The organism is Arthrobacter sp. CAN_A212, from assembly GCF_015752345.1.
Taxonomy (GTDB): Bacteria; Actinomycetota; Actinomycetes; order Actinomycetales; family Micrococcaceae; genus Arthrobacter_D.
Window position 1 is genome coordinate 1 of sequence record NZ_JADOUT010000016.1, and the last position, 14,141, is coordinate 14,141.

At 62.8% G+C, this 14,141-nt stretch carries 9 protein-coding genes and 1 tRNA gene; 4 read left to right on the top strand and 6 right to left on the bottom strand.

Features of this window, described 5'->3' with window-relative positions:
- The first annotated feature begins 180 nt into the window (after nt 1-180).
- Nucleotides 181-1,170 (top strand): Clp protease N-terminal domain-containing protein, encoded by a 990-nt coding sequence (locus IWX64_RS12220; protein WP_196867405.1) that lies wholly within the window; start codon nt 181-183, stop codon nt 1,168-1,170.
- Nucleotides 1,171-1,437: 267 nt separating this feature from the next.
- On the opposite strand, the gene IWX64_RS12225 is transcribed toward IWX64_RS12220, so the two are convergent.
- Entirely contained in the window at nt 1,438-2,637 is a 1,200-nt protein-coding gene (locus tag IWX64_RS12225; protein WP_196867406.1) for a hypothetical protein, read from the bottom strand.
- A 187-nt stretch (nt 2,638-2,824) separates the two neighbouring features.
- On the opposite strand from IWX64_RS12225, the gene IWX64_RS17305 reads away from it, so the two are divergent.
- Together IWX64_RS17305 and IWX64_RS12230 are read left to right on the top strand one after the other, a co-directional pair.
- The gene (locus tag IWX64_RS17305; protein WP_442859057.1) at nt 2,825-3,148 is read left to right on the top strand and encodes a DUF6504 family protein; all 324 of its coding nucleotides are present in this window, start codon (nt 2,825-2,827) and stop codon (nt 3,146-3,148) included.
- Between the two features lie 227 nt (nt 3,149-3,375).
- A complete protein-coding gene (locus tag IWX64_RS12230) occupies nt 3,376-3,630 on the top strand; it encodes a hypothetical protein (RefSeq protein ID WP_196867407.1) in 255 nt (84 codons plus the stop codon).
- 481 nt (nt 3,631-4,111) lie between these two features.
- Here IWX64_RS12230 and IWX64_RS12235 read toward each other — a convergent pair.
- A tRNA-Leu gene (locus IWX64_RS12235) sits at nt 4,112-4,193 on the bottom strand.
- A gap of 157 nt (nt 4,194-4,350) precedes the next feature.
- On the opposite strand from IWX64_RS12235, the gene IWX64_RS12240 reads away from it, so the two are divergent.
- A complete protein-coding gene (locus tag IWX64_RS12240; protein ID WP_196867475.1) occupies nt 4,351-4,977 on the top strand; it encodes an ANTAR domain-containing response regulator in 627 nt (208 codons plus the stop codon).
- 86 nt (nt 4,978-5,063) lie between these two features.
- Here the strand turns inward: IWX64_RS12240 and pyk are convergent, their stop codons facing one another.
- The 4 genes from pyk to lgt form a co-directional block, all read right to left on the bottom strand.
- Complete coding sequence (pyk, locus tag IWX64_RS12245; protein ID WP_196867408.1) at nt 5,064-6,557, bottom strand: pyruvate kinase; 1,494 nt, start codon at nt 6,555-6,557, stop codon at nt 5,064-5,066.
- A gap of 70 nt (nt 6,558-6,627) precedes the next feature.
- On the bottom strand, nt 6,628-8,085 hold the full coding sequence (locus tag IWX64_RS12250; RefSeq protein WP_196867409.1) for a glutamate synthase subunit beta: 1,458 nt from the start codon (nt 8,083-8,085) through the stop codon (nt 6,628-6,630).
- Nucleotides 8,078-12,811, bottom strand: coding sequence for a glutamate synthase large subunit (gene gltB, locus IWX64_RS12255; protein WP_334683275.1), 4,734 nt, complete (start codon nt 12,809-12,811; stop codon nt 8,078-8,080). Before gltB ends, IWX64_RS12250 begins: the two co-directional genes overlap by 8 nt.
- A gap of 274 nt (nt 12,812-13,085) precedes the next feature.
- Nucleotides 13,086-14,138, bottom strand: a complete 1,053-nt coding sequence (lgt, locus tag IWX64_RS12260) for a prolipoprotein diacylglyceryl transferase (RefSeq protein ID WP_196867410.1) — start codon at nt 14,136-14,138, stop codon at nt 13,086-13,088.
- Between the last annotated feature and the right edge of the window lie 3 nt (nt 14,139-14,141).

Consider the following 14,141-nt stretch of genomic DNA (forward strand, 5'->3'; position numbering starts at 1 on the left):
AGTGCGGTGCTCACAGGGAATCGGTTTCCAAATCTCGCCCTTAAGGAGTCAGTGGGAAAAGTGGCGGTGTCTCACCCAATGCTGACAGACAGGGGACGCGCTTGGGGTGACCCGGCAGGCCGTTCACAAGAAGCACTCTAAACGCGTCGACCCTACGATCCCGCTCCTCAGGAGGAACGCATGAGCAAGTTTGTTCGCGTCGCTCAGACCAGTCAATCCCTCTCGCTTGCCGCCATGGAGGAAGCTTCCCGGCTCGGGCTTCGCGAAGCGGACATTGAGCACCTGTTCCTCGCTCTCGTCATCAATGACCAATCCGCTGGACGAGCACTTCGTGGCATGGGGATCGACCTTGATGCCGGTCGCCGCGCTGTCGAGGAACAGCGTGCGGCCCAGCTGGCATCACTTGGTATCGAAGCGTCTTTCCCCGAGGCCGGACGAATCGTGTTTCATGAGACGGGCGGGTATGACTGGGCCAAGCGTGCTTCTGACCTCATCGCCCGCTCCGGTGGCAAAGACAAGAATGGCGACGCCGCCGCAGTCCTCCGAGAGCTCGTCGCAGAGCCGAGCGGTCTGATCGCCGACATCCTTGACCGCCTAGGCACGACCCCCCTCGATGTGCTCGGACATCTTGACCAGTCCGACTTCCCCGCGGGGAGAACTGCGCCTAAACCGGCAAAGGTGAAGGGGTGGGTGTCAGGGTCGACGGAGACGTTCGTTCCTGCACCGATGGAGAAGGTGTGGGAATTCCTAGCAGACCCAACCCATGTTCCCGATTGGGAGATGAGTGTCGGCTCCATCGATCACACAGGCCAGGACAGGACGCCCGGAATCGTCTGGCAGGGCCTTGCGCCCATAGGTCGTCCGGATGGGAAGCCGGTGAAAGTGAAGCCCCGGTTCCGTTGCCGCAGCATTGAACTCGTCACCGCGCACCAGCCGAAGCGCATCGCATGGAGAATCGCGTACCCCGATGCTCCTGAAAGTAGCTCGGTCCTGACAGAATTCACCCTGATGAACACGACTGGCGGCACCCAGGTCCAGATCACTAAATCATGGTCTAAACGCCAGGGTTGGCGGAGTCTCGTCGCATCGCCGCTGCGTCCCATTCAGAAATTCATCGTGTGGATCACCATGTTCCGGACTGGGAGCGCGATCAGCCGAGCGTTCCGCTGACTCGACAGGCCAGACCCCATAGCCCAACTTTGAGGCGTGGCTAACACCTAAACCGGCGGGAACCCGACCACTGATTCGGCGATTCACATCTATCAGCGCGTAGCGTCTCACTCACCGGTGTCTCTGTATCCATCGTTTGCGAACGGTTTGGGTCACTCTGGATTGATCGAATCGAACGAACGCTACAAACAGTGGGTTGTTGCCTCACAGAACCCGGACCGGCTGTGCAACCGCTTAGCACTTCAGATTAGGATGCGTTCGCCTCTCTTAGTGCAGTTTGTCTTTGGACGAGTTGTACTTCGATGCCATCGCAGCCACAGTTGGATGGTCCTCGTCGAAGCCGCCTATTTCGATGATGTCGGTTCCGTCAAGCGAGAGTTCACGCAAGGGGTCGCTGCTGAACTCGCAATAATTCATTTGAATGAAACCTATCGCCTGCGGTTCCGGGGACTCCCCTCGAAAACTTGGTGACGTTGCGCTGAACCGACAGTGCTGAAACATGTATCCACCCATGTCGCCGCTGCCGTTGAAAAGGACTTGAGTTCCCTCAAAGTTGCAGTTGAAGAAGTGGATTCTTAGGTCTTCATACGCACCCGCGGCGTCCAAGTCGGATTGCCAACAGAAGTTAATCATTCCCCCGGAAAAGCGGCAGTTACGGAAGGACAACACGCCTCCTCGGTCATACGAGTCGAACAGCACTTCCGTGGCCTGGAAATCACACCCGTCAAACTCCATCGCCCTGACAGGAGAGCCTGAAAAACTCAATAATCCATAATCGAACCGAAGCCCACTGAGCCTGCTCTTCAACCCCACATTCCTGATGCGCACGTCAGCCCCCGGCCAGCCCGGATTGTTCCGTTCTAATACGGAGCGATCGAAGATAGTGCTCCAGATCGTCTCCCATTCAGGGCCTTGCGATTCAACTGTGTCTGTATCGTTCGCACCGAGCGCGAGATAGGTGGTCAGGAGATCGATGCACACTTGGCGCTCTTTGACGTTGCGTTCTTCGCTCCAATCATCAGCGAGAGAAGCTAACGCGTAGATACCAGCAAGACGTATGGGTCGAGATTCGCTTCCAAGCTGGTCTGCCGCGCTCACGTACCTGTCACGCAATTTGGTGATGCTGTCTGATCGGTGCTGATCCCGGTGCAGGCGAAGCAACTCAAGCGTGGTTAAGTGACCCTCGTCAGTCGTCTTCTGGCGTCGAAACGACAGATAGAGGGTGATCCCGAGGCCCAACGCCGCAGCGGTAGTTACAGCTGACTGCACGACTTGTTGCAGTTCCATAGCCGTGAGGGACTGTTCTAAAGTCCACGGCAGAAATTGACCCCTGAGGATGAAGGCAAAAGCACCAATCAGAACGGCGATGGCAATCGTTGTAAGCCCAAGCCAAAGAAATAGATTGCGTAGTCGGACCGGTTTTGTCACCGTGCCATGCTCTGGGCTGGGATTACTGAAGGGTGCCATTGTCGCATCGTATCGGCACTCGGGAACGGTCTACCTATCGACTGACCTCCGGATTCCCGGTGACCACGAAGCGTCCGCACATACGGCTCATTCTGCCGCACCTCTAAGGGCTCCCATAAATCGAACATGTGTTCTAATTTCAACTCTGGACGGCATGACGGATCACAGGGCGAAGGGCGGCGCGCACATGACAGCACAAACCACGGAAGCTAGGCCACGGACGGTCAACGAACCGGTGGACGTGAGGTTTCACAGCAGCGGCGCTCCGCTGGCGATGCGGTGGCGTGGCCGGATCTGGCAGGCGGTCGGGGAACCGGTGAGCTGGTCTAGTTCCCGAAGCTGGTGGGAGCCAGGGAATACCCCTGTGAATGGGCAGGGCAGTCTCATCACCAAGCGTGTGTGGCGGTTCCAAGCTCAAGCCGGGCCGGTCTCCCCGACCCTGGAGGTCGATATCAGCTCAGATCCACATACTGACGGGTGGCAGCTACGCCGGATCGCTGGGGCTGAGTGACTGTCGGTGATGGGCTTTAACGTGGTGGTGCCGGTGCCCTAGAAAACTGGGGGGAGCTTCTAGGACACCCGCACGGTGAGCAGAGGACTCTCGATTGACTCGGCTCGTTACAAAGTCTATTTTCCGTTTCTGAGAGTTAGCAGAGTGGCGGCAACGCCGTGGGTCAAAATCAGCGGTACAGAAATTACTATGACCGGCTATTAGACGGGTGGATTGAGGAACTGGTGATGCGGGAGGAACCGGTGATGCTCACGGAAACGGAACTGGATTTACCGTCCAACCCGGTCCACGAGTTCCCTGCACCCCGGCGGGTGCACGTGTGGATTCGATACCCGTCAAAGGCTTACCGGGTGAAGGGACACGCGACGGCGTGGACGAAAACAGCCGTCAAGGTGTCCTTCTTCGAACCAGGAATCAAGACCCAACGTGAGGGCTGGGTATGGGTCGGCTCCGTTACCACTGCTGCGCCGGATGAGCTGTAAGCAGTGTCTCTTGACCTTGCTCGTTTTTACGCTGGATAGGCGGTGCGCAAAGCGGCACCCGTTGTGCGGCCAAACTCCACGAACGTGGCAAGCCTTTAGGAGCGCCGTGGTGTCGTCAGCGAAAGCAGTAGCTTCTTAGCAGAGCAACAGGACTACCGGCGTCATGCTGTCACGGCAGCCCAGGCGCAAGGCGCCGGGAAAGGGCCAAGTTGCACTCCGGCCTCTCCGCCCAACGGTGATGACTTGATCAGAACGGCACAAAGGAGATTCGGTGAAAAACTTTCACCAAAGTCATGTACCTTCGCCGCCACTCCCCCATGAAGTAGTAAGAAAGCCCAACAAGGGCTTCAAGAAAGGAAGGAGCCGAACCGCCACAGGGAAACTGCAACCCACCCACCGACACAGGCACACCCTGTTCACCATCTGAGCCGGTTTGTGCACAGTCAGAGAGCGAAACAGCCTCTGACAAGGGGAAACACTGTGCCCGAAGTGGGACTTGAACCCACACATCTTTCGATACTGCATTTTGAGTGCAGCGCGTCTGCCAATTCCGCCATTCGGGCCAACGTGCGCTCCGACAAAGACCCGAGACAGGACCCGTGAGAGACCCGATCAAAGCCAGATGAAGTACTCAAGTCATCGTCAGTGCGCGAAACTACTCTACATGCCGATAGGCTGTTTCAGTGAACCGGCAACGGGCGCTGCCCGGCCGGGCAAATGATGGAATTGAACAAGGAGCCTGCTGTGTCTGAATCCAACGAGTCGAACGTCTCGGGTGTTGCGCGGCGCGTGATTGTTGCCGAGGATGAGACCCTCATCCGCCTGGACATTGTGGAGATTCTCCGCGGCGAAGGGTACGACGTCGTCGCCGAAGCTGACAACGGCGAGAAGGCCGTCCAGCTCGCCAAAGAGCACAAGCCCGATCTGGTCCTGATGGACGTGAAAATGCCTGTCATGGACGGCATCACCGCCGCAGAACAGATCGTCAAGGCACGCATCGCCCCCGTGGTCCTGCTGACCGCTTTCAGCCAGAAAGAGCTGGTGGAACGAGCCCGCGACGCCGGCGCGATGGCGTACGTCGTCAAACCGTTCACCCCCGCTGACCTGATGCCCGCCATCGAGATTGCCCTCTCCCGCCATGAGGAGATCAAGGCACTGGAGCACGAAGTCTCCGATCTGCAGGAACAGTTCGCCACCCGCAAGCTCGTGGAGCGTGCCAAGAGCCTGCTGACCACCAAGATGGGACTCACCGAGCCCGAGGCCTTCCGCTGGATCCAGAAGACCTCGATGGACCGCCGCCTCAGCATGCGCGAGGTCGCCGAGACCATCATCAACCAGGTCAACTGACCCACAGCACTGCCACAAAACATATCAGCACAGCAGAAGGGCCCCGCCGGTGAAAACCAGCGGGGCCCTTCTGCTGTGCTACCGAGCTACTTGTGCTTGTTCTTGACCGGCCACGGGCCGACCTTTTCCTTGTTCGGAGTGTAGCCATCGGGCAGCTGACCGGCGTCGGCAATGTCCCCGACCTTATGCACCTTGATCGAGTTCGTGGACCCTGCCTGCCCGGGAGGCGACCCGGCAGCGATGACCACCAGGTCATTCGGCTCCACGAGACCCTGTTCCAGAAGAACCCGGTCAACCTGGGCGGTCATCTGATCGGTGTGCTCGACGAAGGGAACCAGCATGGGCTGCACACCCCAGATCATCGCCATCGAATTCAGGGTCGACTGCACCGGAGTGAAAGCGAACACCGGCTTGGTCGGCCGGAGCCGTGACAGGCGCCGCGCCGAATCGCCGGACTGGGTGAAGGTACAGATGTACTTCGCATCAAGCTGATCGGCGATCTCCACCGCCGCACGGGTGATCGCCCCGCCGCGGGTCTTGGGCTTGCTGCCCAGCGGCGGCACCCGATCCAGGCCGTGCTTTTCGGTCGACTCGATGATGTTCGCCATCGTCTGCACAGTTTCCATGGGGTACTTGCCCACACTGGTTTCGCCCGAGAGCATGACGGCGTCGGCACCATCCAGCACTGCGTTGGCACAGTCAGACGCTTCGGCGCGGGTGGGGCGGGGGTTGTCGATCATCGACTCCAGCACCTGGGTGGCGACGATGACCGGCTTGGCCCAGCGGCGAGCCAACTCGATGGCACGCTTCTGGACAATGGGAACCTCTTCGAGCGGCAACTCCACGCCCAGGTCGCCACGTGCCACCATGATGGCGTCGAACGCGTCGATGATTTCCTCGATGGCGTCAACAGCCTGGGGCTTCTCGATCTTGGCGATCACCGGTACCCGGCGTCCCTCTTCGTCCATGATCTCGTGGACGCGGACGACGTCGGACGCGTTCCGCACGAAGGACAGCGCCACCATGTCGACGCCGCGCTGGATGGCCCACCGCAGATCGGCCTCGTCCTTATCGCTCATCGCCGGCACACTCACTGCGACGCCGGGCAGGTTGATGCCCTTGTTGTTCGACACCGCTCCCCCCACGGTGACCACTGCGACAACCTTCGTGTCGTCAACGGCCGTGGCCCGGAGGGCTACCTTACCGTCGTCGATCAGCAGGGAATCGCCCACGTTCACGTCCTTGGGGAGTCCCAGGTGGGTGGTGGAGCAGATCTCCTGGGTGCCTTCGACGTCCTCGGTGGTGATGGTGAAGGTGTCGCCGGGCGCCAGCACATGCGGGCCGTTCACGAAACGACCGAGGCGGATCTTGGGTCCTTGCAGGTCGGCAAAGATTGCCACCGGGCGGCCCAGTTCTTCCGAAGCCTGCCGTACATACTCGTAGGTCTGGTTGTGCACCGTGTGATCGCCGTGGCTCATGTTCATCCGGGCAACGTCCACACCGGCCTTCAACACCGCCACGGTGTTCTCATAGCTTGCAATCGCGGGGCCGAATGTTGCAACAATTTTTGCGCGTCTCATGAAACCTAGCCTAGTCGTGTTGTTGTAGGTGTTGTTGGGTGCGCGGTGACCTTTCCGCGACGTGATGCACTCAGAGCACTGCCATAGCGCGGTCGGTGGGCGCCACCGGTGCCGGTAGTTTGGTCTCCCCCATCAGCCACTTGTCCACTGCTGCGGCGCAGGCGCGCCCCTCGGCGATGGCCCAGACAATGAGTGACTGTCCGCGGCCGGCGTCGCCAGCCGCAAAAATCCCGGGCGTGTTGGTCATGTAGTAACCGTCCCGGCCAATGTTGCCGTGCTCGTCGAAGTCGGCCTGCACCTGTTCGGTGAGGCCTGCAGGCTCCGGTCCAGTGAACCCGAGCGACAGGAACACCAGGTCGGCCGGGATGTCCTTCTCGGTGCCGGCCTTGGGCACCCGGCGGCCGTTGACGAATTCGGTCTCCGCCACCCGGATCGCAGTGAGCTTGCCATTCTCGCCCACAAATTCGACGGTCGAGGCGAGGTAGGTCCGCTCGCCACCTTCCTCGTGGGCGCTGGCAACCTCGAACAGGGTGGGGAAGGTGGGCCAGGGCTGGTGCGCCGCGCGGTCCGTCGGCGGCTGCTGCCCGATGGCGAGCGTCGTCACGGATGCCGCATGCTGACGGTGGGCGGTACCCAGGCAGTCAGCGCCCGTGTCGCCGCCCCCGAGGATCACCACGTGCTTGCCGTCCGCGTGAATCTGGTCCTCGACGACGCCGCCCGCACTTACCCGGTTGGCCTGGACCAGGTAATCCATCGCGAAATGGACACCCTCCAGTTCCCGCCCCGGGATCGGCAGGTCACGGGGAATAGTGGCACCGGTAGCCACCACGACGGCGTCGTAGCGGCGCCGAAGCTGGTCCCAGCTGATGTCGCGTCCCACCTCGACACCGGTCCTGAACCGGGTGCCCTCGGCGCGCATCTGCTCGAGGCGCCGCTCCAGGTGGCTCTTCTCCATCTTGAAGTCGGGGATGCCGTAGCGCAGGAGCCCACCAATATTGTCGTCACGCTCATACACCGCCACCGTGTGACCGGTGCGGGTCAGCTGCTGCGCCGCGGCCAGGCCTGCGGGCCCGGAGCCGACGACGGCAATGGTCTTGTCGGTCAGGCGCTCGGGCGGGTGTGCCTCAACCCAGCCCTCGGCGAACGCCTGGTCGATGATCGAGACTTCCACCTGCTTGATGGTCACCGGCGGCTGGTTGATCCCCAACACGCAGGACGCCTCGCAGGGTGCCGGGCAGAGCCGGCCGGTGAACTCGGGGAAGTTGTTGGTGGCGTGCAGCCGCTCGATCGCTTCCCGGCCCTTGTCCCGGTAGGTGAGGTCGTTCCACTCCGGGATCAGGTTGCCCAGCGGGCAACCCTGATGGCAGAACGGGATGCCGCAGTCCATGCAGCGTCCCGCCTGGGCCTTGAGGACGCCCTTCTCCTGCGCCTCGTAGACTTCTTTCCAGTCCATGATCCGCACCGGCACGGGCCGACGGGGCTGGGTCTGGCGTTCGCGTACCTTCATGAATCCGCGTGGGTCACCCACCAGTTACCTCCAAGATTCGGGTCCAAGCTTCTTCGCCGTCGGGGTCGAGGCCTTCCTCAACCGCAGCGGCTCGGGCGTCCAGGACAGCCGCGTAGTCGCGGGGCAGCACCTTCGTGAGCCGCGCGATGGTGTCCTCGAAGTTCTCCAGCAAATGCGCTGCGAGGTTCGATTCGGTCTCTTCAACGTGCTTGATCATCAGCTGCCGCACAATCTCGATGTCCTCAGCGTCCAGTTCGACGAGCTTCAGCTCACCGTTCTCGATGCTCTGGGTGTTCATCCGGCGACGGTTGAGATCCAGCACGTAGGCGGTGCCGCCGGACATGCCGGCACCGAAATTCCTGCCGGTCCGCCCCAGGATCAGGGTCTGGCCGCCGGTCATGTACTCGCACCCGTGGTCGCCGATTCCCTCGACCACCGCCGTCGCGCCGGAGTTGCGCACCAGGAACCGCTCCCCCACCTGCCCGCGGAGGAAAATCTCCCCGCTGGTGGCGCCATAGCCGATCACGTTGCCGGCAATGACGTTGCGGTCGGCAGCGAAGACGTTGGACCGGTCCGGCCGGACAATGATCCGCCCACCGGAAAGTCCCTTGCCCACATAGTCGTTCGAGTCTCCGAACAGGCGCAGGGTGATTCCCGCCGGCAGGAACGCGCCGAGGGACTGACCCGCCTGACCCGTCAGGGTGACGTCGATGGTGTCGGTGGCGAGGGTATCGATGCCGAACCGCCGGGTCACCTCGTGGCCCAGCATGGTGCCCACCGATCGGTCGGTGTTCACGACGTCGACCGAGATCCGCACCGGGGCGCGGTTTTCCAGCGCATCGGCGCTCATCTCGATGAGCTTCTTGTCGAAGTGCTGGTCCAGTTCGTGGTTCTGCCGGATCATGTTGCGCATCGGCGCGTCATCGCCGAACTCGTTGCCGCGGAGAATCGGGTCGAGGTCCAGACCGTCGGCCTTCCAATGATCGATCGCCTTGCGGGCGTCGAGCGACTCGCTGTGGCCGATGGCCTCCTCGATGGACCGGAACCCCAGGCTGGCCAGGATTTCCCTGACTTCCTCTGCTAGGAACTCGAAGAAATTGACCACGAACTCGGGTTTGCCGGTGAACCGACTGCGGAGCTCGGGGTTCTGCGTGGCGACGCCCACCGGGCAGGTGTCGAGGTGACAGACGCGCATCATGACGCAACCCGAGACCACCAGCGGCGCCGTCGCGAAGCCGAACTCCTCGCCACCAAGCAGGGCGGCGATGACGACGTCGCGCCCGGTCTTGAGCTGCCCGTCCACCTGCACCACTACCCGGTCGCGGAGCCCGTTGAGCATCAGGGTCTGCTGGGTTTCCGCCAACCCCAGCTCCCACGGAACGCCCGCGTGCTTGAGGGAGTTCAGGGGGCTGGCACCGGTGCCGCCGTCGTGCCCGGAAATGAGGACGACGTCGGCCTTGGCCTTGGTCACGCCCGCAGCCACCGTGCCGATCCCCACTTCGGAGACCAGCTTGACGTGCACGCGTGCCGACGGGTTGGACCGCTTCAGGTCGTAGATGAGTTGGGCAAGGTCTTCGATCGAGTAGATATCGTGGTGCGGTGGCGGCGAGATCAATGCCACCCCGGGAGTGGAGTGACGGGTCCGGGCCACCCAGGGGTAGACCTTCTGGCTCATCAGCTGGCCACCCTCGCCGGGCTTGGCCCCCTGCGCCATCTTGATCTGGATGTCAGTCGCGTTGGTCAGGTACAGGCTGGTCACGCCGAACCGGCCCGAGGCCACCTGCTTGATCGCTGACCGGCGCTCGGGATCGAGCAGCCGGTCGACGTCTTCCCCGCCTTCGCCGGTATTGGACTTGCCGCCAAGACGGTTCATGGCGATCGCCAGCGTCTCGTGGGCTTCCTGGGAGATGGAGCCGTAGCTCATCGCACCGGTGGAAAACCGCTTCACGATGCTGGAGACCGGCTCAACCTCTTCGATCGGCACCGGCTCGCGCACCCCGTCCTTGAACTGGAGCAACCCGCGCAGGGTCATCAGTTCCTTGGCCTGGTCGTCGACACCGTTGGTGTACTTCTTGAAGATGTCGTAGCGCCGCTCGCGGGTGGCGTGCTGCAACCGGAAGACGGTCTCCGGGTTGAACAGGTGCGGTGGCCCCTCGCGGCGCCACTGGTATTCGCCACCGTTGTCCAGGTCCCGGTGCGGATCGTCGATCCCGTCCTGCGGGTAGGCGCTGGCGTGGCGTGCCGCCGTCTCAGCCGCGAGGACATCCAGCCCGACGCCGCCAAGCTGGGTCTGCGTACCGTGGAAGTACTCGTCGACCAATTCCTGGCCCAGGCCGAGCGCTTCGAAGGTCTGCGCGCCACAGTAGGAGCCGACCGTTGAGATCCCCATCTTGGACATGATCTTCAGGACACCCTTGCCGAGCCCCTTGATGAGGTTGGCAACCGCCTGCTCGGCGCTTACTCCGGTGATGTCCCCGTTGCGGACCAGTTCCTCGCAGCTTTCCATCGCCAGGTACGGGTTGATCGCCGAGGAACCATAACCGATGAGCGCTGCCACGTGGTGGACCTCGCGGACGTCGCCGGCTTCGACCACCAGTGAGGTCTTGGTCCGGTTGGCGCTCTTGAGCAGGTGGTGGTGAACGGCGCTGGTGAGCAGCAGGGACGGGATGGGCGCCCACTGCGCGTTGGAGTCACGGTCGGAGAGGACGATGTACTGAATGCCGCGGTTAATGGCGCTGGAGACCTGCTCGCAGATCTCAGTGAGGCGTGCCCGCAGGGACGCCTCACCGCCGTCCGGCCGGTATAGTCCGCGGACCTTCATACTGATGCGTTCGCCGTCGCCGTTGGACATGTTGGCGATCTTCGCGAGTTCGTCATTGTTGATCACCGGGAAACTCAGGCCCACCTGCTTGGCGTGCACCTGCTTGGTGGTCAGGAGGTTCCCGTTGGGGCCCAGCGAGGCCCGCAGCGAGGTGACCAGTTCCTCGCGGATGGAATCCAGCGGCGGGTTGGTGACCTGCGCGAAGGACTGCACAAAGTAGTCGAACAGCAGCCGCGGGCGCTTGGACAGCACAGCGACCGGAGTGTCGGAGCCCATCGCCCCAAGCGGTTCGGCTCCGGCCTTGGCCATCGGTCCGAGGAGGATCCGCAGCTCTTCCTGCGTGTAGCCGAAGGTGCGCTGGCGGCGGTTGATGGACGCCTTGGTGTGCAGGACGTGCTCGCGTTCGGGGAGGTCCTTCAGGAGCAGCAGGTTGTCCTTGACCCATTCGCCCCACGGATTGGCCGAGGCGACCTGGGCCTTGATCTCCTGGTCCTCGATCACGCGACCGGCCTCGGTGTCCACGAGGAACATCTTGCCGGGGGAAACGCGGCCCTTGTGCACTACCTTGGAGGGTTCGATGTCGATGACCCCCACCTCGGAGGCGAGGACCACCAGACCGTCCTCCATCACCCAGTAGCGGGCGGGGCGGAGGCCGTTACGGTCCAGGACCGCCCCCACCAGGGTGCCGTCAGTGAAAGACACCGCAGCCGGGCCGTCCCACGGCTCCATGAGCATCGAGTGGTACTGGTAGAACGCACGGCGTGCGGGATCCATGGTGGCGTGGTTTTCCCACGCCTCAGGAATCATCATCATGATCGCGTGGGTGATGGGCCGGCCGGAGAGCATCAGCAGCTCGGCAACCTCGTCGAACGACGCCGAGTCGGAAGCACCGGGGGTGCAGATGGGGAACAGTTCCTCGGGGTCGTCGCCGAGGAGGCTGTTGGACAGCTGCGACTGGCGGGCGCGCATCCAGTTCCGGTTGCCCTTGACCGTATTGATCTCGCCGTTGTGGGCGATGGTCCTGAAGGGCTGGGCCAGCGGCCAGGACGGGAAGGTGTTGGTGGAGAACCGTGAGTGTACGATGCCCAGCTTGGTCTTGAACCGGGGGTCGGACAGGTCCGGATAGAACGGCTCCAGCTGCGCCGTGGTCAGCATGCCCTTGTAGACCATGGTCTTCGAGGACAGGGAGGGGAAATAGACGCCGAGCTTGTTCTGGGCGCGCTTCCGCACCCTGAAAGCCAGCGCGTCCAGGTCAACCGGGGCAGCCATGCTGTCCGAGGCCGCACCGTTGGCGGACGCACCATCGGTGGGTGCCAGGAAGAGCTGTACGAAATGCGGCATGCAGGCGCGGGCCATCGCGCCGACGAGGTCGGCCTGAATCGGCACCTCGCGCCAGCCGAGCACCGTGAGCCCCTCGGATTCGGCGATCGCTTCCAGGCCGGCGCGGGACGTCTGCTCCTCGCGTCCCTCAGCCGGGAGGAACGCCGTCCCGACGGCGTACTGGCCCGCGGGGGGAAGGTCGAAGTCGACGACTGCGCGGAAGAATTCATCGGGCACCTGGGTGAGCAGACCGGCGCCGTCACCGGTGCCCTCATCCGCACCCACTGCACCGCGGTGTTCAAGATTGCGCAGAGCGGTCAGCGCATGGTCGACAATGTCGTGGCCCGGTTCGCCGCGGAGGGTAGCGATGACAGCCAGGCCGCACGCATCCTTCTCGTTCTCCGGGTTATACAGCCCGGTGGCTTCGGGGATAGTGGAGAACCGGTCGAAGGGTGAGACGACGGCGGGCTTGTCGGAGGCGGGAGTTACCTCGGGGGCGACATCCTCAACGATCGAGGGATCCTGCTCGTCCCGGGTCGATAGCCCGCTGTCCGGGGTGTTTGTGGAAGCACCGGCGGTGGGGTTGCCGGAAGTGAAAGCATTCATAGGTAGTGTCCTTCCCCCAGAATGGAGCGTCGGGAGGGGACGGCCTTGGCCCCAGGTTTGCAGCCCGCTTGGGCTGCTCACTAAACGAACTAGTTAGCAGAATTCTATGGCGTGTCTGTTGTTTCCCGGGAGGTCCCTGGGACAACGATTGCAGAACAACTGGGCGCCGGAGGTGCCCGCCATATCCGGTGCGCCGGGAGAGGGGTGTTCCGCCGGGGCGCCGGGGGCCACGTCACTGTGGCGGTGTGTCCAGTGTGGGCGGTGGCCCTGGACGCTAGGATCGGGAATCGTTCTCCCGCTTCTTCGGATCGGTGTTGTCCCGCTCGGGGAGAGGTTCATCACTACCGTTTGTTTCGACGAGATTACCACGGGTGGTGGATTTAGTTTCGTCTGTGTCGGCTTTGTGGGTGTCGGTGGCGTCATCCGGCGAGTCCATAGCCGCCGGTTCACGACCGGGCAGGTACAACGCCGGCGTGTCGGCGCCCTTGCGTTTCGTCCCAAGGTAGATGAGGACGGCGATGGCGCCGATCAGGACCAGGATGCTGGTCCACACGTTGAGTCGCTGGGTGACACCGAAGAGGGTGACCAGTTCGGCGTCGTCAATGCGGAGTGCCTCGATCCAGACGCGGCCCGCCGTGTAGTAGGCGGCGTAAGCCCAGAACATCATTCCGCCGCGCAGCCCGAACCGCTTGTCGAGGAGGAGCAGCAGCGCGACGCCGGCGAGGTTCCACAGCATTTCGTACAGGAAGGTTGGGTGGAACAGGGTGTCCACGGGGACGCCGTCGGGGAAGTTCGCGTTCTCCGGGTCGATCTCCAGGCCCCAGGGCAGGGTGGTGGGAGCACCGAAAAGCTCCTGGTTGAACCAGTTGCCGAGCCGACCCACCGCCTGCGCGAGGAGGATGCCCGGGGCGGCGGCGTCGGCGAAGGCGCTTAATCGCACACCCGACCTGCGGCAGCCGATCCAGGCGCCAACGGCGCCCACGGCAATGGCGCCCCAGATGCCCAGGCCGCCCTCCCAGATCCGCGGGATCCGCGACAGGTCACCGTCCGGACCGAAGTAGGCGTCGGGTGAGGAGAACACGTGGTAAAGCCGCCCGCCGAGGATGCCGAACGGGATGGCCCAGATGGCGACGTCCCAGATGACGTCCGGGTTGCCGCCGTAGCGCTTCCACCGGGACACGGTCAGCAGGAGCGCCAGGATGATCCCGGCGAGGATGCACAGGGCGTACGTGTAGAGAGTGAGCGGTCCGAGGCTAAAAGACGCCCACTCCGCCGGTGGGCTCGGGATACTGGCGGGAAGCGTCCCGATGGTGCTCACGATTCGCATGGG

Bases quoted from the DNA above. Each gene is read 5' to 3' on its own strand.
- IWX64_RS17305 (WP_442859057.1), top strand. From the start codon at position 2,825: ATGACAGCACAAACCACGGAAGCTAGGCCACGGACGGTCAACGAACCG.
- pyk (WP_196867408.1), bottom strand. From the start codon at position 6,557: ATGAGACGCGCAAAAATTGTTGCAACATTCGGCCCCGCGATTGCAAGC.
- IWX64_RS12230 (WP_196867407.1), top strand. From the start codon at position 3,376: ATGCGGGAGGAACCGGTGATGCTCACGGAAACGGAACTGGATTTACCG.
- IWX64_RS12240 (WP_196867475.1), top strand. From the start codon at position 4,351: ATGGAATTGAACAAGGAGCCTGCTGTGTCTGAATCCAACGAGTCGAAC.
- IWX64_RS12225 (WP_196867406.1), bottom strand. From the start codon at position 2,637: ATGGCACCCTTCAGTAATCCCAGCCCAGAGCATGGCACGGTGACAAAA.
- gltB (WP_334683275.1), bottom strand. From the start codon at position 12,811: ATGAATGCTTTCACTTCCGGCAACCCCACCGCCGGTGCTTCCACAAAC.
- IWX64_RS12220 (WP_196867405.1), top strand. From the start codon at position 181: ATGAGCAAGTTTGTTCGCGTCGCTCAGACCAGTCAATCCCTCTCGCTT.
- lgt (WP_196867410.1), bottom strand. From the start codon at position 14,138: ATGCGAATCGTGAGCACCATCGGGACGCTTCCCGCCAGTATCCCGAGC.